A 26004-nucleotide genomic window follows, 5' to 3' on the forward strand; every position below is an offset into this window, starting at 1 on the left:
GTGGTCGGACCAAGGCTGTGACGCTCTTGTTATGCCACGGAGTATTCCGGGCTGGAACGCGGGGGGCGGTTGGGGCTGAATATGGCCTTGTTCGGTGGATCTAGACGTATCCGCATGCTGAGAATCCCCAGGGCAACTTGCAGGACTGTCTTGCGGTTTGACTCATGACAGCGGTGTTCGTGGGCATGCGGCCGTCAGGGCGGCGGAAAGATCATTCGCGTATTCCGGACCCAGGATGTAACTCTGCTTCTCGTTTGCGCGCACATTACGCAGTGTTACTTCCAGGAAAGGGAGTCCCGCATTCCGGGGCACTTCTCCGCATTCGCGAATGTGCATCGTAATGATCAACTTCCGGGGTGATCCCGATTTGACCTCGAAAGGGGCGAGAGGAGACGTGCTGACCGAAAGGGCCGCGGACGGCTGGCCGACCCGCCGGACGGTCGTGGGCGGTCCCGACTCCTGCGCGAACGCGACGGCGAAGGTGAACGTACGGGCCCCGGCACGGGGGCGCGACATGTCGCCCTCGTACGTCACGGAGACGCTCTGTGACGGCCACGGCTGGGGCGGCGGGGGTGGCGGTTCCGGTCGCGTCACGTAGAAGCCGATCGCGGCGGCGCCGATGATCGCGGCGGTGGCGGCGGCGAAGGCGGTGCGGCGGAACCGGAAGGGGCCCGGCCGGGCGCTGCGAGGTGGTGCGGACTCGTGGTCGTAGGTGTCCTCGCCCGGCTCGACCGGTCCGATGGCCATCACGTCCACGGCCCGCCGCTCGGCCCGCCGTCGCGGTGCCGCTCCGCGCACCGTTCACGGGCCTGCCGGGCGAGCAACTCCCGCCCCGCGGACGTGTTTCCACGGCTGCGCTCGGCGCGCGCGGCGTCGAGGATGTCGCGCAGGATGAGGTACTGCCCGTTCGACAGGCCCATCGACTGGTAGTCGCCGTAGGTCCTGTCCCCCGCGTCGTAGATCTTCCGCGCCCACTTGGTGATGATCGTGGTGCACAGGTCGGCGGGGGACGTGGAGCCCTGGGAGGGGCTGCGGGCCGCATCCGGTTCGTCGGATCCGGAACCATTGCATCCGGCGATGGCGGTGAGGGTGGCGAGGACGAGCGCACAGAGCGATATCCGGTGCCTCATGAAGCGACGCTAGACCGAAGCCGCCGCTCCGACAATGCGCAGGCCCTTGATATCCCTCGTCCAGGCCCCTCGTGAAGGGTCAGCCCGCGGCGCTCTCCGCGTCCCGCAGCATGCACGTCAGGCGTGCGGTGCACACCCGCTTGTCGTGCTCGTCGGTGATGGCGATCTCGTACGTCGCCGTGGAGCGGCCCCGGTGCACGGGCGTCGCGACACCGGTGACCAGGCCGGAGCGGGCGCCGCGGTGGTGTGTGCAGTTCAGGTCGACGCCGACGGCCAGTTTGTGCGCGCCGCCGTGGAGCATCGCGCCGACCGAGCCGAGGGTCTCCGCGAGCACCGCGGACGCGCCGCCGTGCAGCAGTCCGTACGGCTGGGTGTTGCCCTCGACCGGCATCGTGCCGACGACGCGCTCCGCCGAGGCCTCCAGGATCTGCACGCCCATGCGGGTGCCGAGGTGCCCGGCCGAGAACAGGGAGGGCAGGTCGACCCCGAGCGACGCGTACTCGTCGAGGACTTCCTGCGGGAACTTCACGCTGTGCTGCTCACCCATGGGCCCGGCTCCGTTCGTTCGTCGTCGCGCTTGTCGACTGAGCGAACGCTCAGTCGACGGCCGATTGTTCCAGGCGGACGACGACGGACTTGCTGGCAGGGGTGTTGCTGGTGTCCGCGGTGGCGTCCAGGGGCACCAGGACGTTGGTCTCGGGGTAGTACGCGGCGGCGCAGCCGCGTGCCGTCGGGTAGTGCACGACGCGGAAGCCGGGGGCGCGGCGCTCCACGCCGTCCTGCCACTCGCTGACGAGGTCGGTGTACGTTCCGTCGGCGAGGCCGAGCTCGGCCGCGTCCTCGGGGTGGACGAGGACGACGCGGCGGCCGTTCTTGATGCCGCGGTAGCGGTCGTCGAGGCCGTAGATCGTGGTGTTGTACTGGTCGTGGGAGCGGATGGTCTGGAGCAGCAGCCGTCCCTTCGGGACGGCCGGGTATTCGACGGGGGCGGCCGTGAAGTTGGCCTTGCCGGTGGCGGTGGGGAAGCGGCGTTCGTCGCGGGGTGCGTGGGGCAGGGCGAAGCCGCCCGGGTGGGCGATCTTCGCGTTGAAGTCGTCGAAGCCGGGGATCACGCGGGCGATGCGGTCGCGGACGGTGGCGTAGTCCTTCTCGAACTCCTCCCACGGTGTGCGGGACGTCTCGCCGAGTACGCGGCGTGCGAGGCGGCACACGATGGCGGGCTCGGAGAGGAGCTGCTTGCTCGCGGGTTCCAGGCGGCCGCGTGAGGCGTGGACCATGCCCATGGAGTCCTCGACGGTCACGACCTGCTCGCCGCTTTTCTGGAGGTCGCGTTCGGTGCGGCCGAGTGTGGGCAGGATCAGGGCGCGCGCGCCGGTGACGACGTGCGAGCGGTTGAGTTTCGTGGAGACGTGCACGGTGAGGCGGGCGCGGCGCATCGCCGCTTCGGTGACGTCGGTGTCGGGGGAGGCGGAGACGAAGTTGCCGCCCATGGCGAAGAAGACCTTCGCGTCGCCGTCTCGCAGGGCGCGGATGGCGCGGACGACGTCGAGGCCGTGGTGGCGGGGCGGCGCGAAGCCGAACTCCTTCTCCAGGGCGTCGAGGAAGGCGGGCGCGGGGCGTTCGAAGATGCCCATGGTGCGGTCGCCCTGCACGTTGGAGTGGCCGCGCACGGGGCAGACGCCGGCGCCGGGGCGGCCGATGTTGCCGCGCAGCAGCAGGAAGTTGACGACTTCGCGGATGGTCGGTACGGAGTGTTTGTGCTGGGTGAGGCCCATCGCCCAGCAGACGACGGTGCGCCGGGAGGCGAGGACCATGCGCAGCGCTTCCTCGATGCGTTCGCGGTCGAGGCCGGTGGCGCGGAGTGTGTCGTCCCAGTCGGCGTCCCGGGTGGCGGTGACGAAGTCCTCGTAGCCGTGGGTGTGCTCGCGGACGAACTCTTCGTCGACGGCGCCCTCGGTCTCCAGGATGAGCTTGTTGAGGAGGCGGAAGAGGGCTTGGTCGCCGCCGAGGCGGATCTGCAGGAAGAGGTCGGTGAGGGCGGTGCCCTTGAGCATGCCCTGTGGGGTCTGCGGGTTCTTGAACCGCTCCATGCCCGCTTCGGGCAGCGGGTTGACCGTGATGATCTTCGCGCCGTTGTTCTTCGCCTTCTCCAGGGCGGAGAGCATGCGCGGGTGGTTCGTGCCCGGGTTCTGCCCGGCGACGATGATCAGGTCTGATTTGTAGAGGTCCTCCAGGAGGACGCTGCCCTTGCCGATGCCGATGGTCTCGGTGAGTGCGGAGCCGGACGACTCGTGGCACATGTTCGAGCAGTCGGGGAGGTTGTTCGTGCCGAGCTCACGGGCGAACAGCTGGTACAGGAACGCGGCTTCGTTGCTGGTCCTGCCGGAGGTGTAGAAGACGGACTCGTCGGGGGAGTCCAGCGCGGCGATCTCCTCCGCGACGATGTCGAAGGCGCGGTCCCAGGACACCGGCTCGTACCGCTCGGCGCCCTCCGCCAGGTACATGGGGTGGGTGAGGCGGCCCTGCTGGCCCAGCCAGTACCCACTGCGGGTGGCGAGGTCCGCGACGGGGTGTGCGGCGAAGAAGTCGGGGGTGACGCGGCGCAGGGTGGCTTCCTCGGCGACGGCCTTCGCGCCGTTCTCGCAGAACTCCGCCTTGTGCCGGTGGTCCGGCTCCGGCCAGGCGCAGCCGGGGCAGTCGAAGCCGTCCTTCTGGTTGACACGGAGCAGGGTGAGCGCGGTGCGGCGCACGCCCATCTGCTGCTGTGCCATGCGCAGCGTGTGACCGATGGCGGGAAGGCCGGCGGCCGCGTGCTGGACCTCGGCGACCTGCGGCGCGTCCTGGACCGGATCGCCCTTGGGCGGCTTGCTTGCCATGGTCGGCTCCCCTTCGAGCACGTACGTGAGCTACGTCTCCGATCCTCCCACGCACCGGTGACAATGCCGGGGGTCGGGGTTCGGTGGAGCCGGAGTGTCAGTGGGGCGTGGCAGGATCGGGGGCGTGGCAGAAACAGCATCGAAGAAGAAGTCCGAGACCGTGGCGGCCAAGGGCGGGCAGGCCGGTGGTGAGCGGCGCCCGCTCCTGATGCTCATGGATGGGCACTCCTTGGCGTACCGGGCGTTCTTCGCGCTGCCCGCGGAGAATTTCACGACCGCGACGGGCCAGCCGACGAACGCGATCTACGGCTTCGCGTCGATGCTGGCGAACACGCTGCGCGACGAGGCGCCCACGCACTTCGCGGTGGCGTTCGACGTGTCGCGCAAGACGTGGCGTTCCACGGAGTTCCCGGAGTACAAGGCGAACCGTTCCAAGACCCCGGACGAGTTCAAGGGGCAGGTCGAGCTGATCGGCGAGATGCTCGACGCGATGCACGCGGTGCGTTTCGCGGTCGACGGCTTCGAGGCGGACGACGTGATCGCCACGCTGGCCACGCAGGCGGAGGCGGCCGGTTTTGACGTGCTGATCGTCACGGGTGACCGTGACTCGTTCCAGCTGATCACCGACCACGTGACGGTGCTGTATCCGACGAAGGGCGTCTCGGAGCTGACGCGCTTCACGCCGGAGAAGGTCCAGGAGAAGTACGGGCTGTCGCCGAGCCAGTATCCCGACTTCGCCGCGCTGCGCGGTGACCCGTCGGACAATCTGCCCGGCATCCCCGGTGTCGGTGAGAAGACCGCCGCGAAGTGGATCAACCAGTTCGGTTCGTTCGCCGACCTCGTCGAGCGTGCCGAGGAGGTCAAGGGCAAGGCGGGGCAGAACTTCCGCGACCACCTGGAGTCGGTCAAGCTGAACCGTCTCCTGACCGAGATGGTGCGTGACGTCGAACTGCCCAAGACGGTCGCGGACTTGGAGCGCGCCCCGTACGACCGTACGGCGCTGGCGATGGTCCTGGACACCCTGGAGATCCGCAACCCGTCGCTGCGGGAGCGGCTGCTCGCCGTCGACCCGGGTGTGGAGGAGGCCGAGCAGGCCCCGGCCGAGCCGGGTGTGGAGCTGGACGGGTCGGTGCTCGGCACGGGTGAGCTGGCGCCGTGGCTGGCGGAGCACGGCAAGGCGGTCCTGGGGCTCGCCACGGTCGACACCTGGCAGCTCGGCACGGGCACGGTCACCGAGGTCGCGCTCGCCGCGGCCGGGGGAGCGGCCGCCTGGTTCGACCCGGCGACGCTGGACGAGGCCGACGAGAACGCGTTCGCCGCGTGGATCGCCGACCCGACCAAGCCGAAGGTCCTGCACAACGCCAAGGCCGTCATGCGGGTCTTTCCCGAGCACGGGTGGACGGTGGCGGGCGTCACCATGGACACGGCTCTCGCCGCGTATCTGGTGAAGCCCGGCCGTCGCTCCTTCGCGCTGGACGCGCTGTCCCTGGAGTACCTGGGCCGTGAGCTGGCGCCCGCCTCCGCGGCCGACGGGCAGCTCGCCTTCGGTACGGAGGAGGACGACCGGGCCGAGGCCGACTCCCTGATGTCGCAGGCCCGCACCATCCTCGACCTCGGTACCGCTTTCGGCGAGAAGCTGACGGAGGTCGGCGCGAGCGATCTCCTCGCGGACATCGAGCTGCCGACGTCCGCGCTCCTCGCCCGCCTGGAGCGGCACGGCATCGCGGCGGACCGCGAGCATCTGCAGGCTATGGAGCAGCAGTTCGCGGGCGCGGTGCAGCAGGCCGTGAAGGAGGCACACGCGGCGGCGGGCCACGAGTTCAACCTGGGCTCGCCCAAGCAGCTCCAGGAGGTCCTCTTCGGCGAGCTGAACCTCCCCAAGACGAAGAAGACGAAGACCGGGTACACCACGGACGCGGACGCGCTGGCGTGGCTCGCGGCGCAGACCGAGAACGAACTGCCGGTCATCATGCTGCGCCACCGCGAGCAGGCGAAGCTGCGCGTCACGGTCGAGGGCCTGATCAAGACGACCGCTGCGGACGGCCGCATCCACACCACGTTCAACCAGACGGTGGCGGCGACGGGCCGGCTCTCCTCCACGGACCCGAACCTGCAGAACATTCCCGTCCGCACGGACGAGGGCCGGGCGATCCGTCGCGGCTTCGTGGTCGGCGAGGGCTTCGAGTCCCTCATGACCGCGGACTACAGCCAGATCGAACTGCGGGTGATGGCGCACCTCTCCGAGGACGAGGGCCTCCTGGAGGCGTTCTCCTCCGGCGAGGACCTGCACACGACCGTCGCCTCCCAGGTGTTCGGTGTGGACGGCTCGGCCGTCGACGCGGAGATGCGGCGCAAGATCAAGGCGATGTCGTACGGCTTGGCGTACGGCTTGTCCGCGTTCGGTCTGTCCCAGCAGCTGAACATCGAGGCGGGCGAGGCACGCGCGCTGATGGACACGTACTTCGAGCGGTTCGGCGGGGTACGTGACTACCTCCGCCGCGCGGTCGACGAGGCCCGCGCCACGGGTTACACGGAGACGATGCTCGGTCGCCGGCGGTACCTGCCCGACCTCAACAGCGACAACCGCCAGCGCCGCGAGATGGCCGAGCGGATGGCTCTGAACGCGCCGATCCAGGGCACGGCGGCGGACATCGTCAAGATCGCGATGCTGAACGTCCACGGGGCCCTCACGGACGCGAAGCTCGACTCCCGCATGCTGCTCCAGGTCCACGACGAAATCGTTCTGGAGATCGCGCCGGGCGAGCGGGCGCGGGTGGAGGAGCTGGTCCGCAGGGAGATGGCGGGCGCGGTGTCGCTTCGAGCGCCGTTGGACGTCTCGGTGGGGGTTGGCCCGGACTGGGAATCCGCGGCGCACTAGCCCTCCCGGGCCGGGGAGCGGGCTGCCCTCCCGGGCGGGGATCCGGGAAGGTGCGGGGCCGCTCCGCGGGGGGTGTGGGTTCGGGTGCGGGGCCGCGGTGGCTGGTCGCGCAGTTCCCCGCGCCCCTGACTCGTCCACCCGGAGGCCACACGCTCCTCCCGCGTCCACTCAGGTGCGCGGGGACGTACCGTGACTCCCAGGTGGTCTGCCCAGGGGCGCGGGGAACTGCGCGACCAGCCACGACGGGCCCGCGGTCATGAACGCACCTCACCCACGTGGCCCCCAAGGAGGCGCCCCCCTCGACCCCCCGGGTCAGGATGACCGCATGGCTTCTCACCTGCGGAACTGCCGCGCAGCCTTCGCCGCGGCGCTCACGACGGCCCTGCTGGCCCCCATACCCGTAACCGCCGCCGAGGCCAGCCGGCCCCAGCAGGGCAGTGCCGCCCTCTGCACGGCGGGCCAGGACCGTGCCCTCGCCGCCCGGATGTCCAAGGACATCCGGGCGGCGCTGTCGTCCAGGGCGGGCAGCGTCTCCGTCGCCGTCCACGACACCCGCACCGGCCTCGCCTGCCACCTCGCGGAGGAGCGGCGCTACGACGCGGCGAGCGTCACCAAGGTCCTGATGATGGAGGCCGCGCTGCGCCGCGCGCAGGAGTGGAGCCGCAACCTCACCGCGTGGGAACGCCGCCGCATCCGTCCCATGATCACCTCGTCGGACAACAACGCGGCGGGCCGGCTCTGGAACGACCTCGGCCACCCCTACCTCTCGCGTTTCCTGCGTCGCGTCGGCACGACGGCCATCACGCTCGGCCCGTACGGACGTTGGGGCCTGACCCGGACCACCGCCGCCGACCAGATGCGGCTCCTCGGCGTGCTGACGGGGGCTGGTCACGCACGTGACGTACTGAAGCGGCGGGCGCGCGCATACGGCCTGCGACAGATGGCCGACGTACGGCGCGACCAGCGCTGGGGAGTACCCGCCGGTATGCCGCGCGGCGTCCGCGCCCACCTCAAGAACGGCTGGCTGCCCCGCGCCACCCTCGGCTGGCGCGTGCACAGCGTCGGTGTGTTCAAGGGCGAAGGACGGACGTACCGGATCGTCGTGCTCAGCCACGGGAACCCGTCGATGGCGTACGGCGTGCGGACCGTCGAGCGCATCGCGCAGGCCGTCCACCGGGGGCTCAACAAGGGGCGTGCTCCGGGGCAGGGGCTGACTCCGGAGAGCGAGATCAGTGAGGTTCCTGACGGCTCGGTGCCGCCGGAGGGGGAGCCCGGGGACCCCGCTGCGTAACAGACCTGTCGCGGCGGCCCGTCCAACCGGTAAAAACCGGGCACGAACGGGTGCCTGGGCGCGTGAAGTTGTCGTAGTGTCGGCTGAGTCGACCCACTGAGAGCACGCGCGTACGAAGGCAAGCGTGTCCGCGCAGGACCGCTGCGCTGCCGCAGATGAAGCGTGCACCGGGGGTGGGGCGACGCGCAACAGTCGTCAATGGGGAGGGGTGGCTCGGTCATGGCGCCGGTAATCGGCAGGCGACTGCGCAGAGGAACGGTGACCGCCGCGGTGGCCGCGGCGGCGGTGGCGGCCCTCGCCGCGTCGCAGGCACCGGGCGTGACGGACGTGGGGCGCGAGGGGCCGGCGGCAGGCGCGGCCGACACCCCGCCGCCGTCCGGTGATTCCGCGACCGGCGACTCCCCTTACTTCACCGACCTGCCGCCCCTGAAGAGCCCCGTCCCGCCGACCGCCCCGAACGGCGGGGACAAGGAGGACGAGGCGGGCGTTCCCGCCACGGTCCTCGACGCGTACAAGAAGGCCGAGGCGGCCCTCAACAAGGACAAGCCCGGCTGCAACCTGCCCTGGCAACTCCTCGCCGCCATCGGCAAGGTGGAGTCCGGCCAGGCCCGCGGCGGCCGCGTCGACGCGAACGGCACGACGACCAAGCCGATCCTCGGCCCGCCCCTGAACGGCAACGGCTTCGCGAAGATCACCGACACGGACAAGGGCGCGTACGACAACGACACCACGCACGACCGTGCGGTCGGCCCGATGCAGTTCATTCCGTCGACGTGGGCGACCTGGGGCCAGGACGGCAACGGCGACGGCCAGAAGGACCCCAACAACATCTACGACGCGGCGCTCGCCGCGGGCCGCTACCTGTGCGCGGGCGGCCGTGACCTGTCCGTCGAGGCCGACCTGCACAAGGCGATCCTGAGCTACAACCGGTCGACGGAGTACCTGAACACGGTCCTGTCGTGGCTGGAGTACTACCGCAAGGGCACCCACGAGGTTCCCGACGGCCAGGGTGTCCTGCCGGACGACCGCAGCGACACTCGTTTCCCGGGCCTGCGTCCGGACCCGACACCGTCGAACTCGCCGTCGTCCAAGCCGAAGCCGCGGCCGGGCTCCGGCAACGACAAGCCGGGGAACAACGGCGGCAGCTCCAAGCCGAAGCCGCCGGGCAACGGCGGTTCGCAGAAGCCCACGCCCGCGGACGTCGACGAGCTGGCGAACGCCGGGACGGGCGACCTCGTCGCGAAGACGGGCAACGCCTTCAGCGAGCGCGTCGCGGTGCGCGCCCTGAGCAAGTCGGGCGATTTCGTGCCCAAGGTGAAGGTGCGGTTCACCGTGTCCGGCGACACGGACGCCCGCTTCGAGGGAGGCGTGCGGGGCGTCACCGTCACCACGAACTCCCAGGGCAAGGCCACCGCGCCGGTGCTCGAAGCGGGGCAGAAGGCCGGCAAGTTCGTCGTGCAGGCCCGGGTTCCCGGCCGGGCGGCGTCCCGAGTCGACTTCGAGGCGCAGACCGTCGCCCGCGTCGCCGACGCGCTCGCCAGGACCGGCGACAAGCCGCTGGTCTGCGAGCCGGGCAAGGAGTTCGCGGAGCGGGTCGAGGTCAGGGCGACGCACCGGGGCAAGGTCGCGGACGGCGTCGCGGTGACCGCCACGATGATCAAGTCGGCGACGGACGCGTCCGCCAACGACAAGGGCCCGTACTTCAAGGGCGCGGACGGCAAGCCGGTCCGCACCCTGACGGGCCTGAAGACCGGCGCGAACGGCGTGCTGAAGCTCCCGCGGATGTACGCGGACGACGCGGCCGGCACGTACCTCCTGCGCATCGTCACGGAGGGCGGTGCCACGCTGACCGTCGAGCTGAAGGTGACCGCGCCGGAGCCCGACGCGACGCCGTCGCCGTCGGACTCGGCCGGCGCCTCGCCGAGCGCGTCCCCGAGCGCCTCCACGAGCGCTTCTCCCGGCGCCTGATCCGGACGGGCCGCTCGGGCCCGCCCCGCGACTCCACAGGACCGCCCCTCCGCCACCCCGGCGGAGGGGCGGTCCTGTGTTGTGCAACGTGTTCTCATCTCGCCCGTCCGTTGCTACGGTGCCCGGCCTGACGACCTATCAGTTCCGGCCGTACGCCGAATCGGGAGGCCCCGCATGCGCGCTCTCATCGCCGCCGCCGCAGGTCTCGCCGCCGCGCTCGCACTGGTCCTGACCATCACGGCGATCGGCGCCCCACCGGGCGAGACGTCCCCCGAGCCGCTCCTCACCACTGTCCCCAAGCACCCATAGACGTAGGGAGGGCCGCCGCGATGCGCCGCAAGGCCAGCCTCGTCCTGCTCGCCTTCGCCGTGTTCTGCACGGCCATGTCCCCGCTCATGCGCTGGTACGCCTTCCCGCGGCTCGCGAAGATCCCGCCGAGCCAGTACCAGGAGGCCGTCCTGGAGGCGGACGACCCGACCCTCATCGACTACGGCTCCATGAAGGCCAAGAAGATCGACAAGGTCACCATCGTCCAGACCCTCAAGGGCAACGTCGAGGCCTCCGAGAAGATCGAGAAGACGGCGGACCGCGACGTCGTGGTCTGGGACGCCCTCTCCTACGTCCAGGACGCCGACGGCAAGATGGTCTCCAAGATCCCCGAGCGGTACATCTTCGACGCACACAGTCAGGAACCCGTCCACGCCACGGGAGAAGCGGTCGACGGGGACCCCGTCAAACGCGAGGGCATCGAGTTCAAGTGGCCCTTCCTGACCGAGAAGCGGGACTACGAGTACTTCGACGCGCAGGCCCGCATCACCCGCCCCATCCACTACAAGGGCACCCAGAACTTCCGCGGCCTGAAGGTCTACTACTTCGAGCAGACCATCCCCTGGACCGAAGTGCCCTTCCCGAAGACGATGCCCGTCAAAGGCATCACTCCGGAGTCCCTCGCCAAGACGGGCACCACCCGCTGGTACACCACCGTCCGCAAGTTCTGGGTCGAACCCACCACCGGAGCGCCCGTCTACGGAGAGGAGATACAGAACAACGAACTCCGCGGCGGCACCCTCCTCGGCGGCCGCGACAAGGTCACCGTCTTCTCCGGGCACGTGAAGATGCGCGAGGACTACATCAAGGACACCGTCGACCTGGTCACGTCCCAGCGCGTCCTCGTCCTCCTGCTGACCTCGTACCTCCCCTGGGGCCTCCTCGGCCTCGGCATCCTCCTGCTGGCCCTCTCCCTCTGGCTGGAGGCCCGCAGCCGCAGGCCCGGCGACCCGGCCCCCACGGCGGAGAGCGACCCGGAACCGGAGCCCGTCAACGCCTAGGGCCCGTCCCCGGAACGCTGTTCGGAGCCCCGCGCGGCCTGCCGGGCCTTGGTGTAGCGGGTCGGCTCGGCCGTCGCCGGGTCCTCAGGCCACGGATGCTTCGGGTAACGGCCGCGCAGGTCGGCGCGGACCGCGCGATACCCGGACTGCCAGAAGGAGGCCAGGTCGGCGGTGACGGCCGCGGGGCGCCCGGCCGGGGACAGGAGGTGGACGACCACGGGGACCGTGCCGTCCGCGATGCGCGGGGTCTCGGCGAGGCCGAACATCTCCTGCAGCTTGACCGCGAGCACCGGCTGTTCGGGGTCGGAGTAGTCGATCCGGATCCTGGACCCGCTCGGCACCCCCAGGCGCTCGGGGGCGAGTTCGTCGAGGCGCGTCGCCTCGCCCGTCGCCCACGGCAGCAGCCGCGCCAGCGCCTGCCCGGCGTCGATCCTCGCCAGGTCGGTCCGGCGCCGGGCCCTGGAGAGCTCCGGCTCCAGCCACTCGTCCACGCGCGCGTGGAGCGCGTCCTCCGATACGCCGGGCCAGGGCGCCCCGAGGTGCCGGTGCAGGAACGCGAGCCGCTCCCGCAGCTCCCGCGCACCCCGGGACCACTTCAGGAGCCCCGTCCCCTCCTCCCGCAGCCCGGCGAGCAGCGCCTCCCGCACCAGCCGGGGAGCGGACTCCTTCAAGGGGCGCACCGCGAGCTCCACCGCGCCGAGCCGCTCCACGTGCCGCGCCACGACGTCACCGCCGCTCCACGCCACCTCGTCACCCTCGAAGTACAGGGGGGCTGCCGCGTCACGCGCCACGTCCTCGTCGACGTGCCCGGCCAGGAGCACGCGCGCGTGGCCCGCACCCACCGGACGGTCGGCCACGGCCACCGCGAGCCACCGCGCCCCCGACAGCGCGGAGCCCTGCCGGACCTCGGCCCGGGTCCCGCCCGCCATCAGATACGTCCCGCCGCCCACGCTCCGGGCCACCCGCTCCGGAAACGCGAGCGCGGCCACCAGACCGGCCACGTACTCGTCGCTCCCGTCCCCCTTGGCAGGCCCGCCGGAAGCCGACGACGCGAGGCGCCTCGCCTCGGTCCGCCACCGCGACCCGTACGCGTCCTTGCCGGCGCGCGCCGCCCGCCACGCGCCCGCCAGATCGTCGCCGTACTCGCGCGGCGGCTCCTCGCTCAGCAGCGCCACCGCCTCCGCCGCACGCCGGGCACCGACCCGCGGCGCCGCGTCGAGGAGGGCCCGCGCAAGGCGGGGGTGCAGCCCCACCCGCGACATCCGCGTCCCCCGCTCCGTCGCCCGTCCCGTGCCCGCGTCGACCGCACCGACCGCCGCGAGGACCTCACGGGCCGCCGCCATCGCGCCGCCCGGCGGGGGATCGAGGAGCGCGAGCCCGGAGGCGTCGGGATCGCCCCAGCACGCCGCCTGCAACGCGAACGCCGCGAGGTCGGCCACCTTGATCTCCGGCGCGGGAAAACGCGGCAGGCGCCCGTCCTCCGCCTCGGCCCAGCACCGGTACACGGCCCCCGGCGCCTCACGCCCGGCACGCCCCGCCCGCTGCCGCCCCGCCGCCTGCGAGGCTCGCACCGTCGTCAGCGCGCTCAGCCCGCGCGCGTGATCCACCCGCGGCTCCCGCGCCAGCCCCGAATCCACCACCACCCGCACCCCGGGCACCGTCAGCGACGACTCCGCCACCGACGTGGCCAGCACCACGCGCCGGCCCGCCGACCCGGCGAGCACCGCGTCCTGCACCGCCGCGGGCGCCCGCCCGTGCACCTGCAGCACCTCCACACCGCCGAGGCCCGTCAGCTGTCCGGCGACCCGCGCGATCTCACCGACCCCGGGAAGGAAACACAGGACGTCCCCGTCCCGCTCGGCCAGCGCCCGACGCACCACCGACGCCACATGGGACAGCAGCGCGGGATCCACCCGCATCCCGTGCGGCGGCCGCACCGCGCGCGGCGGCGGCGCCCAGACCACTTCTACGGGGTGAGCGGTCCCGCGCGCCTCCACCACGGGCGCGTCGCCGAGGAGCCGGGCCCAGCCCTCCGCGTCGGTCGTCGCGGACGCCGCCACCAGACGCAGCTCGGGCCGCAGCGCCGCCCGCACGTCCACCAGGAACGCCGCCACGGTGTCCGCGTCCAGATGCCGCTCGTGGCACTCGTCGAGGATGACCACGTCGACGCCCGCCAGCTCCTGGTCCCGCTGGAGCCGCTGCAGCAGGACGCCGGTCGTGACGACCTCCACGCGCGTGTGCGGGCCCACCACGCGCTCACCGCGCACGGTGTAGCCGACGCTGTCGCCCACCTTCTCGCCGAGCAGCCACGCCATCCGCCGGGCGGCCGCCCGCGCGGCGATCCGCCTCGGCTCGGCGACGAAGACGCGACGTGACCCCCGCGAGGCATCGAGCAGCCCGGCCAGGTCCAGCGGCACCAGCGTCGTCTTGCCCGTCCCCGGCGGGGCGCACAGCACGGCGCTGCCCGGCCCCTCCAGAGCGGAACGGAGGGCGGGCAGCGCGTCGCGTACCGGCAGGTCCAGCGCTTCGTTACGGAGACCGATCACGTACTCAGTCTCGTACGCAGACGTAGATCGCCGTCCCCGGGATCAGGTTTCCGCGCAGCGGGGACCAGCCGCCCCACTCCTGCGTGTTCCAGGCGGGCCACTCCGGCTCCACGATGTCGACGAGCCGGAACCCGGCGGCCACGACGTCCCGCACCCGGTCGCCGATCGTCCTGTGGTGCTCCACATAGACGGCGTTGCCCTGTTCGTCCTGCTCCACATAGGGAGTGCGGTCGAAATAGGAGGCCGCTACGGAGAGGCCCTCCGGACCCGGCTCGTCCGGGAACGCCCAGCGGATGGGGTGCGTCGCGGAGAAGACGAAGCGGCCGCCGGGCCGCAGCACGCGCCGCACCTCCTTGAGGACGAGCACGGGATCCGCGACGAAAGGCAGCGCTCCATAAGCGGAGCAGGCCAGGTCGAAGGAGTCGTCCTTGAAGGGGAGCACCCCGGCGTCGGCCTGCACCAAGGGAACGTTTCCGCCGATCCGCAGCGCGTGCTGGAGCTGGCGGTGGGAGAGGTCGAGCGCGACCGGCCTCGCGCCCTGCGAGACCAGCCAGCGCGAGCACTGGGCGGCGCCGGCACCGATCTCCAGGACGTCCTTGCCCTTGAGCTCCTCGGGCGGACCGAGCAGCTCCGCCTCCACCTCGTCGAGTCCTTCGGGACCCCACACGAAGCGATCGTCCCCGAGGAACGTGCCGTGCTCGATCTGGTACTCGTCGGCATTCCGGTCCCACCAGCCGCGGTTGGCGCTGCTGCTCTCCGTGACGTTCGCGTCACGCCGGGTGGCCTCGGGTTCGGGCAGCTCGGATTCTTGGATGATCGGCTCCATCGTCGTACTCTTCCGTGTCTTCCGTCGAACCTCGTCGCGAAGGGGGCGCGGTACGGCCCGTGTGGCCTCATGCGACAGGTTTTGTGCCGGGTATGCGGCGATCCGCCCCGGGTGTGCGCCTTCGCGCATTGACCCTGTCCGGCTGCCCCCGTATGCTACAAGTTGCGCTGCGAGCCTGCGCTCCTCAGACATAGCAGGCTGCGCTCGTGTCTGTTGTATGTCCCCTCGGTTCTCGAGGCGCCTTCCGTTCCGCGGAAGTCGCGCTTCCAAGGCTGTCCGGCTTCTACAGAGTGCGAAATCGGCTCCGGCGTTGCAGTACCTACGACTTCAATGTCCGTACCGGAGCCCTAACCCACATGACGAGCAGCACCGAGACCACCGCCACCACCCCGCAGGTAGCGGTCAACGACATCGGTAACGAGGAAGCCTTCCTCGCCGCGATCGACGAGACGATCAAGTACTTCAACGACGGCGACATCGTCGACGGCGTCATCGTGAAGGTCGACCGGGACGAGGTCCTGCTCGACATCGGTTACAAGACCGAAGGCGTCATCCCCAGCCGCGAGCTCTCCATCAAGCACGACGTCGACCCGAACGAGGTCGTCGCCGTCGGTGACGAGATCGAGGCCCTGGTTCTCCAGAAGGAGGACAAGGAAGGCCGTCTGATCCTGTCCAAGAAGCGCGCTCAGTACGAGCGTGCCTGGGGCACGATCGAGAAGATCAAGGAAGAAGACGGCATCGTCACCGGTACCGTCATCGAGGTCGTCAAGGGTGGTCTCATCCTCGACATCGGCCTCCGTGGCTTCCTTCCGGCCTCCCTCGTCGAGATGCGCCGCGTCCGCGACCTCCAGCCCTACGTGGGCAAGGAGCTCGAGGCCAAGATCATCGAGCTGGACAAGAACCGCAACAACGTGGTCCTGTCCCGCCGTGCCTGGCTCGAGCAGACCCAGAGCGAGGTCCGCCAGACCTTCCTCACGACCCTGCAGAAGGGCCAGGTCCGCTCCGGCGTCGTTTCCTCGATCGTCAACTTCGGTGCGTTCGTGGACCTCGGTGGCGTCGACGGTCTCGTCCACGTGTCCGAGCTCTCCTGGAAGCACATCGACCACCCCTCCGAGGTTGTCGAGGTCGGCCAGGAAGTCACCGTCGAGGTTCTCGACGTGGACATGGACCGCGAGCGTGTCTCCCTGTCGCTCAAGGCGACGCAGGAAGACCCGTGGCAGCAGTTCGCCCGCACGCACCAGATCGGGCAGGTTGTTCCCGGTAAGGTCACCAAGCTCGTTCCGTTCGGTGCGTTCGTGCGCGTCGACGAGGGCATCGAGGGCCTGGTCCACATCTCCGAGCTGGCCGAGCGCCACGTGGAGATCCCGGAGCAGGTCGTCCAGGTCAACGACGAGATCTTCGTCAAGGTCATCGACATCGACCTCGAGCGTCGCCGGATCTCGCTGTCGCTGAAGCAGGCCAACGAGTCCTTCGGTGCCGACCCGTCGGCCGTCGAGTTCGACCCGACCCTGTACGGCATGGCCGCGTCCTACGACGACCAGGGCAACTACATCTACCCCGAGGGCTTCGACCCCGAGACGAACGACTGGCTCGAGGGCTTCGAGACCCAGCGTGAGGCTTGGGAGGGCCAGTACGCCGAGGCGCAGCAGCGCTTCGAGCAGCACCAGGCTCAGGTCATCAAGTCCCGCGAGGCGGACGCCCAGGCCGAGGCCGAGGGTGCGGCGGCTCCGGCCGGCGCGGCCCCGTCCGCCGGTACCGGCGGCGGCGGTTCGTACTCCTCGGAGTCGGACGACAACTCCGGCGCCCTTGCTTCCGACGAGGCGCTCGCCGCGCTGCGTGAGAAGCTCGCCGGTGGCCAGAGCTGAGTCTCGCCCCCGGGCGTAGCTGAGTGACGCTGCGGGCCCGCGTTCCCCTTCGGGGGGATGCGGGCCCGTTTCGTTTGCCGTCACGAAGATGCGTGCCGTTACGAAGATGCGTGCCGCTACGAAGCAGTATGCCGTTACGAAGGTGGGTGCCGTTACGGAGTCACCGGGATGTTCGTCAGGCCCCTGCCGCCCGTCACCGTGTTGCCGGCGTAGACCGTGGTCGTGCACGATGTGCTCTGGTTCGTCACGTTGATCGCCAGCTGCTTGTCGCCCGTCGCGCCCGTCAGGGTGGACCTGTTGCCGCGGAAGACCGTGCCGCAGCCCCAGCCGGACTGCTGGGAGTGGGTCTCGTAGCCGTTGTTCGTGGTGTTCTTGCCCGTGTTGTTCTCGACGACGTAGTTGTTCCCCTTCACGTCGATCCACGAGTCGTCGTAGTGGTTGCCGGTCAGGCCCCTGCCGTCGAACGTGTTGCCCGAGACCTTGCCGCCCGTGGTGCCCTCCTTGAGGTCGACCGCCTCGCCGCCCACGTCCGGGCCGATCGTGTTGCCGAGGATCTGAACGCGGTCGCTGTTGTCGGTCAGCGTGTTGGCAGTGCCTACGTAGACGCCCTCTCCCATGCCGCGGTCGTCGTTCCCCGTGTCGTAGATCCGCGAATCCTTGATCACACCGTCGCTGCTCGACTTGCGGAAGTGGACGCCCTCCATGTCGAGGCCGTGGACAGTGACGGTCTCTATGACGACGCCCCGCGCGGAGTCGATCATGATGCCCTTCTGGCCGCCGGTGACGGTGACGCCCTTGACCGTCCAGTACGCGGCGCCGTTCAGGTGGAGGCCGTAGCCGCCGCCCGCCTTGAGCACGGCCTTCGACGAACCGGTCAGCGTGATGCGGGAGTTGGCGCTCGCCGCCATGGAGGTCTTGAAGTTCCCGGAGTACGTTCCGTCGGCGAGGTGGATCGTGTCGCCGGGGGAGGCGTCGCCGAGGGCCGCCTTCAGCTCGGCGGCCGTGGAGACCTCGATGGTCCGCGCCGGCGAGGGTGAGGCGGTCGCAGCGGAGGGCGCGGTCAGGAGCGCCGCGGTGGCTGTTGCGGCGAACAGGGCGGTGAGCAGCGGGCGTCGGGTGCGCATGGGTGTGGCCTTCCCGTCGGCGGGGTGCGGAATACGCTCGTGGGTGTGTTCTCGTACATGAACGTTGGATGTGGCTATGAACGTAGAGTGAGGGCATGTCCGCGTCAAGGTATGGACCAGCTCTTCAACTCCGAGGCTGCGCAAGGACGACTCCGAGGCTGCGCGAGAGCCGACGGGAATGCCCGTGACGCTGCGCGTGTTCTTCACTACGAACACGAGGAGGAGCGGTCACAGTGCTTGATCCGCAGGGTTTGTACGCATGGGAGCCGAAGGGTCTCGCCGTCGTCGACATGGCGCTCGCCCAGGAGTCGGCCGGACTTGTCATGCTCTACCACTTCGACGGATACATCGATGCGGGCGAAACCGGCGACCAGATCGTCGAGCGGCTCACGGAGAGCCTTCCCGGGCAGGTGGTGGCCAGGTTCGACCACGACCGGCTCGTGGACTACCGCGCCCGCCGCCCGCTGCTCACCTTCCGGCGCGACCGCTGGAGCGACTACGAGGTGCCGGCGCTCGAAGTCCGCCTCGTCCAGGACGCCACCGGCGCGCCCTTCCTGCTGCTCTCCGGGCCCGAGCCCGACGTCGAGTGGGAGCGGTTCGCGACGGCCGTCCAGCAGATCGTGGAGCGGCTCGGCGTGCGGCTCTCCGTGAACTTCCACGGCATCCCCATGGGCGTGCCGCACACGCGCCCCGTGGGCCTCACCCCGCACGGCAACCGCACCGACCTGGTGCCCGGCCACCGCAGCCCCTTCGACGAGGCGCAGGTGCCGGGCAGCGCGGCATCCCTCGTGGAGTACCGCCTCCTGGAGGCGGGCCACGACGTGCTGGGTGTCGCCGCGCACGTGCCGCACTACATCGCGCGCTCCGCGTACCCCGACGCCGCCCTCACGGTCCTCGAGGCCATCACGGCCGCGACCGGCCTGGTGCTGCCGAGCGTCGCCCACGGACTGCGCACCGAGGCGCACCGGACGCAGACCGAGATCGACCGGCAGGTCCAGGAGGGCGACGAGGAACTCGTCGCGCTCGTCCAGGGCCTGGAGCATCAGTACGACGCGGCCGCGGGCGCGCAGGAGCGGGGCAACATGCTCGCCGAGCCGCTCGACATCCCGTCGGCGGACGAGATCGGCCGCGACTTCGAACGCTTCCTCGCCGAGCGCGAGGGCGACGCGTAAAGCCGGGGCCCTATGCTTCCGGGCATGCTGAAAGTTGGCCTGACCGGCGGCATCGGTGCCGGCAAGAGCGAGGTGTCGCGGCTGCTCGTCGCGTCCGGAGCCGTGCTGATCGACGCGGACAAGATCGCGCGGGAAGTCGTGGAGCCCGGAACCCCCGGCCTCGCGGCCGTTGTTGAGGCCTTCGGGCCGGAGGTTCTTGCTCCGGACGGCTCGCTGGACCGGCCGAAGCTGGGCGCGGTCGTCTTCGCGGACGCCGAGAGGCTGGCCGCCCTCAACGCGATCGTGCACCCCCTCGTGGGCGCCCGCTCCGCCGAGCTCGAGCAGGCCGCGTCCGGCGACGCCGTCGTCGTCCACGACGTGCCCCTCCTCGCCGAGAACGGCCTCGCACCGCTCTACGACCTCGTGATCGTCGTCGACGCGAGTCCCGCCACCCAGTTGGACCGTCTGGTGCGCTTGCGCGGCATGAGCGAGGAGGACGCCCGCGCGCGGATGGCCGCCCAGGCCACGCGCGAGAAGCGTCTGGAGATCGCGGACATCGTGATCGACAACGACGGCCCGCTGGAAGGCCTCCAGGAGAGGGTCGGCGAGGTCTGGGCAGACCTGGAACGAAGGGCACGCGCGTAGCACCCGCATTGCGGCGGCGCTGATCGGCGGCGAGCGCACCGGTGTCGACCCGACCGGGCTTTCGTCGGCGCGGGCATCGCGCTGGTGGTGCTCGGGGCGGTTCTCGCCGTGACGGTGGGCTGAGGCAGCGAACCGCTGTCACGCCGCACGCGCGTGTGGGGCACGAGTTCACGCCCGAGCGGAATAGGGCGGGGTGCGGCGGGCGTTGACGCGGGGGAGCGAGGGAAGGAGCCCGGCGTGCCCGAAATCACCCCGGAGACCCATGTCATCGACTTCCGGGCGGCTGAGCAGCTTCTTGCCGCCCGGGACCCGCGCGGCGCGGTGAAACTGCTCGACACCGTCATCGCCGCCCACCCCGAGAACACGGCCGCCCGTCTGCTGCGGGCCCGCGCCTTCTTCGCCGCCGCGCAACTGCGCGCCGCCGAGCTGGAGTTCAGCATCGTCCTGGAGCGTGAGCCGGACAACGCGTTCGCGCACTTCGCGCTGGCCCGCACCTACGAACGTGGCGCGCGGCCCGACCAGGCGCGCCGCCACTTCCGGCTCGCGGCCGCCCTCGACCCGCAGCCCGACTATCTGGCGGCGGCCCGCTTCGACGAGCAGTAGGCGCACGTCGACCTCGATCTCGACCTGCCCGGCATCCGGTGGCTACCGGGCGCCGGGCGGTTCGTACGGCGGTACGCTCCTGCCCGGCTGGTAGTGCGGGCCCTGCCGCATCCGGTGTACGACCCACGCCATGTCGGCTGCGATCACGACGAGCAGCGCCCCGCACACCACCGCCCACCCCGTCCGGCCGGCGAGCGCGAAGGTCACGGTGCCGAAGACGGCCCAGGCCAGGCCCCATACGCTGAACCAGAGACGCATCCGCAGGGGACTGCGTGCGGTCACCGGTTCACTGCCTGTACGCATCATGGGAGGTCATCTCCTCCCTTACAGGATAAGGAGGGTGGGAACGTGCTGGAAGCGCTCAGGGCCGAGGAACATCTCGCCGCGTGGCTGAGGGACCTGGAGAGCGCCGGGGAGCCACGGGCCGCCGCGGTGCTTCCGGACGCCGACGCACTCCCTGAGGTGCTCCTCGATCTCGCCGTGCCCCACGAGGACATCAACCCGCTGGTGGCGCTGCGCGGCCGCTTGTGGGCCGATCCGGAAGCGCGCTGGCTGCTCGACCGCTGCACGGACGCCGTCGTGCGCGACATGGGGAAGGTCGGCGGTGGCCGCCTGCCCGTGCTGCCCGAGGCGTGGGGCGAGCTCGGGCGCTGCTTCTTCGTGTACGTGTACGTGGCGGCGCTGGAGCACGTGCGTGCGTACCACCGCGGCCGCGGCATCCCCGACGACGTGTCGCGGCGCACCCTCGCCGACCTCGGGCGCCACCTGGCGGTGCACCGCAGGGCGCGCGGCAGCCGTGGGCTCCTCGTGCCCGACTGGCTCGGCCTGCACTTCCGGGGCGAGCTCTACCAGTTGGGGAGGCTGCAGTTCCAGCGTGCCGTGCTGGGCGGGCGCATGGGCGGCGCGACCGCGGCGGCCGGGCACCGGGCGGGCCCGGGGGACCCCTGCCTGAACGTCCACATCACCGATTTCCGGGGCGCGTTGACGCCCGAGGCGTGCGATCGGTCGATATCCCTGGCCCGGGAGTTCTTCGCCCGCCACTTCCCCGAGGAACGATTCGAGACAGCCGTCTGCCATTCCTGGCTGCTCGACCCACAGCTGCGGACGTACCTTCCCGACGACTCGAACATCGTCCGCTTCCAGCGGCGATTCCGTCCGGCGGGCGGGTACGGGCAGGAGTCGTCGGACGGCGACCCCGTCGCCTTCGTCTTCGGCGACCGGGACCTTCCCGTGGCCGGACTTCCCAGGCGTACCCGGGTGGAGAGGGCCGTCGGCGACCATCTGCGGGCGGGCGGCCACTGGTACACGGGGCATGGCTGGTTCCCGCTGTAGCCGGCGGGACGCCACGGGTGCGGGGAACCGGACGCCCCGCACGCCTCGTTGGGCGGGCATGAGCGTGGAGATGCGTGAGGGATACGAGGGGACAGGACCGGGCGCGATCACGCCGGACGGGTGCGCGGTCGAGTTGTACGCGCGCCTGTCCGTCGGGGACGAGCCCGATGTCATCGAGGCCGCGGTGCCCGCCGGGGCGCACATCCTGGAGCTGGGCTGCGGTGCGGGCCGGGTGACCCGTCCGCTCCTGGAGCGGGGTTTCCGGGTGACGGCCGTGGACGAGTCCGCCGAGATGCTGGAGAAGGTCGCCGTGCTCGACGGCGGGGTGCGGACGGTCCGCAGTCCCATCGAGAAGCTCGACCTGGACGAGAAGTTCCCCGTGGTGATGCTCGCGTCGTTCCTCGTGCACACGGGCGACGCGGCGGTCCGGCGCGGGATGCTGCGCGTCTGCCGTAACCACGTCACGGACCAGGGGTGCGTGCTGATCCAGCGGGAGGGCGCGGACTATCACACGAACCTGCCGAGGGAGCGCGTCGACCCGGGTGGCTACACGGTGCGGATCGTCTCGGCGACGCCGGTCGGCGACGGCGTGAACGAGGTCTACGCGGAGTACGTCTTCCCGGACGCCGAATGGACGCAGACGTTCCGCGCCAGACCCCTCGACAAGGAACAGTTCGAGACGGCGCTCGCGGAGGCGGGCCTGAAGGTCGACGCGTACCTCACGGACGACGGCACGTGGGTGCGGGCCGTCCCGGTGGCGTCCTAGGGCCCGCCGGGGCCTGGCCTCCGCTTCCCGGAGCCGGGCCCTAGCCCTCCGCTCCCCGGAGCCGCTCCATCTCGCGGCGGTCCCGCTTCGTGGGGCGGCCGGTGCCACGGTCGCGGATGCCCGCGGGGGCGACCGCCTCGCGGGGCGGCGGGGGTGGCGAGTTGTCGACGTAGCACTCGACGGCGACGGGTGCGCCGACGCGCTTGCGGATGAGGCGCTTCACGACGACGATCCGCTCCCGGCCGCCGGCGTGCCGTACGCGCACCTCGTCGCCCACGTGCACGCCGTACGCGGGCTTGACGCGCTCCCCGTTGACCCGGACGTGGCCGCCCTTGCACGCGGCGGCGCCCGCCGAGCGGGTCTTGGCCAGGCGGACCGACCAGATCCAGCTGTCGACGCGCACCGAGCCCTCGCCCGCCGGACCGCTGCCCGGGCCGCTGCTCGGGCCGCCGCCCGGACCGCTGCTCGGACCACCGGCCGGTCCGGCGTCCGGACCACTGCCCGGTCCGGCGCTCCGTCCGCCGTCTCCTGAAGTCTCCGAAGCCATGTGTCGACCTTAGTCCGGCTTCGGCGCGGCATGCCCGCCTCCCGGCGAGCCGTCCGGAATCCGCTGACCCCGGCCGCCGATAATTCGGACCGATCGCATCAATTCGGTCCGGACTTCACGGTCCGGACGTGCGGACGTGCCACGCGACTCCCGGGAGTGCTGCCCATGACGTCTTTCGAAGCCACCGTCGACGGCCTGATGGACGGACTCCGCGCCGACCTGGAACGGCTCGCCGCGATCCCCTCGATCGCGTTCCCGGGGTTTCCCGCCGAGCCGGTCGAGGAGGCGCACGACCTGGTGGCCGGGCTGCTGCGCGACGCCGGGGTCCCGCACGTCGAGCGGCTCGACCTGCCGGACACCGCCCCGGTGATCTACGGGGAGATCCCGCCGCCGTCGCCGGACGCCCCGACCGTCCTGCTCTACGGCCACTACGACGTGCAGCCGCCCGGCGACGCGTCGCTCTGGAAGTCCCCGCCCTTCGAGCCGACACCGGTCGAGGGCGGGCTGCGCGCCCGGGGCATCGCGGACGACAAGTCCAACGTCATCGCGCACCTCGGGATGGTGCGGGCGTACGAGGGGCGGCCGCCGGTCGGGATCAAGTTCGTCATCGAGGGCCAGGAGGAGTACGGCAGCTCCTTCGACGACTACCCGCCCACCGACCCGGAGCGGTTCGCCTGCGATGCCATGGTCATCGCCGACCTCGGCAACCTGCGCCCCGGCACCCCCACCCTCACCACCGGACTGCGCGGCGCCGCCGAGGTGACCGTCGAGGTCCGCACCCTCGAGGAGCCGCGCCACAGCGGCGAGTTCGGCGGGGCGGCGCCCGACGCACTGCTCGTCCTCCTGAAGGCCCTCGCCACCCTGCACGACGTTCACGGAGACGTCGCCGTCGAGGGGCTGCGGCGCGAGGAGTGGGCCGGTACCTCGTACACCGAGGAGGAGTTCCGCTCCCTCGCGGGCGTGCGCGAGGGCGTGCCTCTCGTCGGCAGCGGCAGCCTCGGCGAGCGGCTGTGGAGCGGGCCCGCGATCACCGTCATCGGTCTGGACGCGCCGAGCGTGCAGCACGCCGCCTCCGCCGTGGTGCCGTACGCCAGAGCCAAGCTGAACCTCCGCTTCCACCCGAGGCAGGACCCGGGGGAGGCGCAGCGCAGGCTCGTGGAACACCTGCGCTCCCTCAGGCCCTTCGGTGTTCCGCTCACCGTCACGCCCGGCGACACCGGGCCCGGCTTCGAGGCCGCCACCGGTGGTCCCGCCTACCGTGCCGCGCTCGCCGCGCTGCGGGAGGGCTGGGGGCAGGACGCCTCGTACGTGGCGACCGGCGGGTCCATTCCGCTCGTCAACGGGCTCGCCGAGGCGGCATCCGGCGCCGAGGTGCTGCTGTTCGGGGCGCAGGACAGCATGTGCAATCTGCACGCCCCGAACGAGCGCGTCCTCTTCTCGGAGCTGCGCGGCACGGTCATCGCGCTGTGCGCCTTCGTACGGGAGTACGCGGACGGCTTCCGGCAGCAGGGAGAGTCGCGAGGCGGTGCCGCATGAGTACGGCACGGCCACCCCGGGACGAAGAGCCGCCCCGAGACGAAGAGCCGCCCCGAGACGGAGAGTCGGCCTTGGACGGAAAGCCGCCCGAGAAAGCGAAGTTCACCTTCCCCAGCGCCCTGACCGTCCTCGCGATCGTCACCGTCGCCGTCTGGCTGCTCGCCTTCCTCGTCCCCTCGGGACAGTACGACCGCAACAAGTCGGGCGCCCCCGTAGAGGGCACTTACCACCGCGTCGACTCCGGACAGTCCTTCGTCGACCGCCTCAACGACCTCTTCCTGTCGCCCGTCAACGGGCTCTACGGCATCCAGGACGAGAAGACCGCGCTGGTCGCGCCCGACAACACCGGCTCGTTGTACGGCAGCGCCGGGGTCTTCCTCTTCGTCCTCGCCATCGGCGCGTTCATCACCGTCGTCTTCGCGACCGGGGCGCTCGACCGCGGCATCGCACGGCTCGCGCACCGGCTGCGCGAGCGCGGGGCGCTGCTCATCGCCGGTGTCATGGTGGTGTTCTCGCTCCTCGGCACGGTCGAGGGCTTCGCCGAGGAGACGCTCGGCTTCTACGGTCTGATCGTGCCGCTGATGCTCGCCCTCGGGTACGACCGCATGACCGCGGTCGGCGTGATCATCCTCGGCGCGGGCGTCGGAGTGCTCTGCTCGACGGTGAACCCCTTCGCGACGGGCGTCGCCTCGTCCGCCGCGGGCATCTCGCTCGGCGACGGCATCGTGCTCCGCTCCGCCATGTGGATCGTGCTGACCGGCGTCACCGTCGCGTACGTCATCCGCTACGCGCAACGCGTCCGCCGCGACCCCGAGCGCTCCCTCTCCGGCTTCCTGCCCGGCGACCGGGACCGCGAGCGGGCCTCCGACGACGCTTCCGAAGTGCCCGGGCTCACCGGTCTGCACAAGGCGGTGCTCGTCACCACGGGCCTCGTCTTCGCCTTCATGATCTTCTCGGTCGTGCCGTGGTCGAGTGCGCTGACGGGCAAGGCCGACGCGACACCGTACGGCTTCGAACTCGGCTGGTCCTTCCCGCAGCTGGCCGCACTCTTCCTGTGCGCGGCGGTCCTCGTCGGGCTCGTCGCGCGCATGGGGGAGCAGCGGCTCAGCTCGACGATCATCCAGGGCGCCGCCGACTTCGTCTCGCCCGCGCTGGTCATCCTGCTCGCCCGCGGCGTCACGACGATCATGAACAACTCGAAGATCACGGACACCGTGCTCCACTCCATCGAAGGGGTCGTGAAGGGAACGTCCTCCGGACTCTTCGCGGTCATCGTCTTCCTGGTGAACCTGCCGCTCGCCTTCCTGATCCCCTCCACCTCAGGCCACGCCACGCTCGCCATGCCGATCCTCGCCCCGCTCGCCGACTTCGCCGGCGTCTCGCGGGCGGTCGTCGTGACGGCCTGGCAGGCGGCCAGCGGCTGGATGAACCTGTGGGTCCCGACGACGGCCGTCACCATCGGCGGTGTGGCGCTCGCGAAGGTCGGCTACGACAAGTACCTGCGGTTCGTGTGGCCGCTGCTCGCCGTTCTCGCCGTGCTGATCTGCGGGTTCGTGGCGCTGGGGGCGGCGGCGACCTGAGCGGGCGCCGGT

The 26004-nt window shown here is 71.0% G+C and carries 22 protein-coding genes; 14 read left to right on the top strand and 8 right to left on the bottom strand.

What is annotated here, in order from left to right; translation table 11 throughout:
• The first annotated feature begins 394 nt into the window (after positions 1 to 394).
• A complete protein-coding gene (locus AC07DO_RS05655; RefSeq protein WP_479057312.1) occupies positions 395 to 598 on the top strand; it encodes a hypothetical protein in 204 nt (67 codons plus the stop codon).
• 148 nt (positions 599 to 746) lie between these two features.
• On the opposite strand, the gene AC07DO_RS05660 is transcribed toward AC07DO_RS05655, so the two are convergent.
• From AC07DO_RS05660 to AC07DO_RS05670, 3 genes are all read right to left on the bottom strand, one after another.
• Positions 747 to 1130, bottom strand: coding sequence for a hypothetical protein (locus AC07DO_RS05660; RefSeq protein WP_479057314.1), 384 nt, complete (start codon positions 1128 to 1130; stop codon positions 747 to 749).
• A 79-nt stretch (positions 1131 to 1209) separates the two neighbouring features.
• Positions 1210 to 1677 (bottom strand): PaaI family thioesterase, encoded by a 468-nt coding sequence (locus AC07DO_RS05665; protein WP_479057316.1) that lies wholly within the window; start codon positions 1675 to 1677, stop codon positions 1210 to 1212.
• 49 nt (positions 1678 to 1726) lie between these two features.
• A complete protein-coding gene (locus AC07DO_RS05670; RefSeq protein WP_479057317.1) occupies positions 1727 to 4006 on the bottom strand; it encodes an FdhF/YdeP family oxidoreductase in 2280 nt (759 codons plus the stop codon).
• Positions 4007 to 4130: 124 nt separating this feature from the next.
• Here AC07DO_RS05670 and polA point away from each other — a divergent pair, with 124 nt between their 5' ends.
• The 5 genes from polA to pgfA all read left to right on the top strand — a co-directional run bounded on the left by polA (position 4131) and on the right by pgfA (position 11471).
• Positions 4131 to 6884: a DNA polymerase I gene (polA, locus tag AC07DO_RS05675; protein ID WP_479057319.1), complete on the top strand. Its 2754-nt coding sequence runs from the start codon at positions 4131 to 4133 to the stop codon at positions 6882 to 6884.
• A gap of 325 nt (positions 6885 to 7209) precedes the next feature.
• Positions 7210 to 8175, top strand: coding sequence for a serine hydrolase (locus AC07DO_RS05680; RefSeq protein WP_479057321.1), 966 nt, complete (start codon positions 7210 to 7212; stop codon positions 8173 to 8175).
• A gap of 219 nt (positions 8176 to 8394) precedes the next feature.
• Positions 8395 to 10143, top strand: a complete 1749-nt coding sequence (locus AC07DO_RS05685; RefSeq protein WP_479057322.1) for a lytic transglycosylase domain-containing protein — start codon at positions 8395 to 8397, stop codon at positions 10141 to 10143.
• A 174-nt stretch (positions 10144 to 10317) separates the two neighbouring features.
• Positions 10318 to 10452, top strand: coding sequence for an SPW_0924 family protein (locus tag AC07DO_RS05690; protein ID WP_150166643.1), 135 nt, complete (start codon positions 10318 to 10320; stop codon positions 10450 to 10452).
• A gap of 20 nt (positions 10453 to 10472) precedes the next feature.
• Positions 10473 to 11471, top strand: coding sequence for a cell envelope lipid trafficking protein PgfA (pgfA, locus tag AC07DO_RS05695; RefSeq protein ID WP_479057323.1), 999 nt, complete (start codon positions 10473 to 10475; stop codon positions 11469 to 11471).
• Here the strand turns inward: pgfA and hrpB are convergent.
• Both hrpB and AC07DO_RS05705 read right to left on the bottom strand, forming a co-directional pair.
• The gene (hrpB, locus tag AC07DO_RS05700; protein ID WP_479057324.1) at positions 11468 to 14017 is read right to left on the bottom strand and encodes an ATP-dependent helicase HrpB; all 2550 of its coding nucleotides are present in this window, start codon (positions 14015 to 14017) and stop codon (positions 11468 to 11470) included. The genes pgfA and hrpB overlap by 4 nt on opposite strands.
• Before the next feature lie 4 nt (positions 14018 to 14021).
• Complete coding sequence (locus AC07DO_RS05705; protein WP_479057325.1) at positions 14022 to 14972, bottom strand: class I SAM-dependent methyltransferase; 951 nt, start codon at positions 14970 to 14972, stop codon at positions 14022 to 14024.
• 227 nt (positions 14973 to 15199) lie between these two features.
• Between AC07DO_RS05705 and rpsA the strand changes: the two genes are divergently transcribed.
• Positions 15200 to 16708, top strand: a complete 1509-nt coding sequence (gene rpsA, locus AC07DO_RS05710) for a 30S ribosomal protein S1 (RefSeq protein WP_150183547.1) — start codon at positions 15200 to 15202, stop codon at positions 16706 to 16708.
• Positions 16709 to 16860: 152 nt separating this feature from the next.
• On the opposite strand, the gene AC07DO_RS05715 is transcribed toward rpsA, so the two are convergent.
• Positions 16861 to 17832, bottom strand: a complete 972-nt coding sequence (locus AC07DO_RS05715; protein WP_479057326.1) for a right-handed parallel beta-helix repeat-containing protein — start codon at positions 17830 to 17832, stop codon at positions 16861 to 16863.
• A gap of 233 nt (positions 17833 to 18065) precedes the next feature.
• Here AC07DO_RS05715 and AC07DO_RS05720 point away from each other — a divergent pair, with 233 nt between their 5' ends.
• From AC07DO_RS05720 to AC07DO_RS05730, 3 genes are all read left to right on the top strand, one after another.
• On the top strand, positions 18066 to 19004 hold the full coding sequence (locus AC07DO_RS05720) for a PAC2 family protein (RefSeq protein WP_479057327.1): 939 nt from the start codon (positions 18066 to 18068) through the stop codon (positions 19002 to 19004).
• A gap of 24 nt (positions 19005 to 19028) precedes the next feature.
• Entirely contained in the window at positions 19029 to 19628 is a 600-nt protein-coding gene (coaE, locus tag AC07DO_RS05725; protein ID WP_479057328.1) for a dephospho-CoA kinase, read from the top strand.
• A gap of 237 nt (positions 19629 to 19865) precedes the next feature.
• On the top strand, positions 19866 to 20231 hold the full coding sequence (locus AC07DO_RS05730; RefSeq protein WP_479057329.1) for a tetratricopeptide repeat protein: 366 nt from the start codon (positions 19866 to 19868) through the stop codon (positions 20229 to 20231).
• Between the two features lie 42 nt (positions 20232 to 20273).
• Here AC07DO_RS05730 and AC07DO_RS05735 read toward each other — a convergent pair whose 3' ends face one another.
• Positions 20274 to 20534 carry a DUF6343 family protein gene (locus AC07DO_RS05735; RefSeq protein ID WP_479057537.1) on the bottom strand — a complete coding sequence of 87 codons (261 nt, stop codon included), beginning with the start codon at positions 20532 to 20534 and terminating at the stop codon, positions 20274 to 20276.
• Positions 20535 to 20663: 129 nt separating this feature from the next.
• Between AC07DO_RS05735 and AC07DO_RS05740 the strand changes: the two genes are divergently transcribed.
• Both AC07DO_RS05740 and AC07DO_RS05745 read left to right on the top strand, forming a co-directional pair.
• On the top strand, positions 20664 to 21563 hold the full coding sequence (locus AC07DO_RS05740) for an acyltransferase domain-containing protein (protein ID WP_479057538.1): 900 nt from the start codon (positions 20664 to 20666) through the stop codon (positions 21561 to 21563).
• Positions 21564 to 21633: 70 nt separating this feature from the next.
• Complete coding sequence (locus AC07DO_RS05745; protein ID WP_479057330.1) at positions 21634 to 22329, top strand: class I SAM-dependent methyltransferase; 696 nt, start codon at positions 21634 to 21636, stop codon at positions 22327 to 22329.
• Between the two features lie 40 nt (positions 22330 to 22369).
• Here the strand turns inward: AC07DO_RS05745 and AC07DO_RS05750 are convergent, their stop codons facing one another.
• A complete protein-coding gene (locus AC07DO_RS05750; protein WP_479057331.1) occupies positions 22370 to 22876 on the bottom strand; it encodes an RNA-binding S4 domain-containing protein in 507 nt (168 codons plus the stop codon).
• A 165-nt stretch (positions 22877 to 23041) separates the two neighbouring features.
• On the opposite strand from AC07DO_RS05750, the gene AC07DO_RS05755 reads away from it, so the two are divergent.
• Entirely contained in the window at positions 23042 to 24412 is a 1371-nt protein-coding gene (locus tag AC07DO_RS05755) for a M20/M25/M40 family metallo-hydrolase (protein WP_479057332.1), read from the top strand.
• Complete coding sequence (locus AC07DO_RS05760) at positions 24409 to 25992, top strand: YfcC family protein (protein ID WP_479057333.1); 1584 nt, start codon at positions 24409 to 24411, stop codon at positions 25990 to 25992. The genes AC07DO_RS05755 and AC07DO_RS05760 overlap by 4 nt, the downstream gene beginning before the upstream one ends.
• The last annotated feature ends 12 nt before the right edge of the window (positions 25993 to 26004 follow it).

Source organism: Streptomyces sp. NPDC045678 (assembly GCF_056432085.1).

Excerpts from the sequence above, each read along its gene's own strand:
- coaE (WP_479057328.1), top strand. The coding sequence starts at position 19,029 with ATGCTGAAAGTTGGCCTGACCGGCGGCATCGGTGCCGGCAAGAGCGAG.
- AC07DO_RS05715 (WP_479057326.1), bottom strand. The coding sequence starts at position 17,832 with ATGCGCACCCGACGCCCGCTGCTCACCGCCCTGTTCGCCGCAACAGCC.
- pgfA (WP_479057323.1), top strand. The coding sequence starts at position 10,473 with ATGCGCCGCAAGGCCAGCCTCGTCCTGCTCGCCTTCGCCGTGTTCTGC.
- AC07DO_RS05705 (WP_479057325.1), bottom strand. The coding sequence starts at position 14,972 with ATGCGCGAAGGCGCACACCCGGGGCGGATCGCCGCATACCCGGCACAA.
- AC07DO_RS05665 (WP_479057316.1), bottom strand. The coding sequence starts at position 1,677 with ATGGGTGAGCAGCACAGCGTGAAGTTCCCGCAGGAAGTCCTCGACGAG.
- AC07DO_RS05735 (WP_479057537.1), bottom strand. The coding sequence starts at position 20,534 with ATGCGTACAGGCAGTGAACCGGTGACCGCACGCAGTCCCCTGCGGATG.
- AC07DO_RS05660 (WP_479057314.1), bottom strand. The coding sequence starts at position 1,130 with ATGAGGCACCGGATATCGCTCTGTGCGCTCGTCCTCGCCACCCTCACC.
- AC07DO_RS05670 (WP_479057317.1), bottom strand. The coding sequence starts at position 4,006 with ATGGCAAGCAAGCCGCCCAAGGGCGATCCGGTCCAGGACGCGCCGCAG.
- AC07DO_RS05750 (WP_479057331.1), bottom strand. The coding sequence starts at position 22,876 with ATGGCTTCGGAGACTTCAGGAGACGGCGGACGGAGCGCCGGACCGGGC.
- rpsA (WP_150183547.1), top strand. The coding sequence starts at position 15,200 with ATGACGAGCAGCACCGAGACCACCGCCACCACCCCGCAGGTAGCGGTC.
- AC07DO_RS05745 (WP_479057330.1), top strand. The coding sequence starts at position 21,634 with ATGCGTGAGGGATACGAGGGGACAGGACCGGGCGCGATCACGCCGGAC.
- AC07DO_RS05760 (WP_479057333.1), top strand. The coding sequence starts at position 24,409 with ATGAGTACGGCACGGCCACCCCGGGACGAAGAGCCGCCCCGAGACGAA.
- AC07DO_RS05680 (WP_479057321.1), top strand. The coding sequence starts at position 7,210 with ATGGCTTCTCACCTGCGGAACTGCCGCGCAGCCTTCGCCGCGGCGCTC.
- AC07DO_RS05690 (WP_150166643.1), top strand. The coding sequence starts at position 10,318 with ATGCGCGCTCTCATCGCCGCCGCCGCAGGTCTCGCCGCCGCGCTCGCA.
- AC07DO_RS05755 (WP_479057332.1), top strand. The coding sequence starts at position 23,042 with ATGACGTCTTTCGAAGCCACCGTCGACGGCCTGATGGACGGACTCCGC.
- AC07DO_RS05685 (WP_479057322.1), top strand. The coding sequence starts at position 8,395 with ATGGCGCCGGTAATCGGCAGGCGACTGCGCAGAGGAACGGTGACCGCC.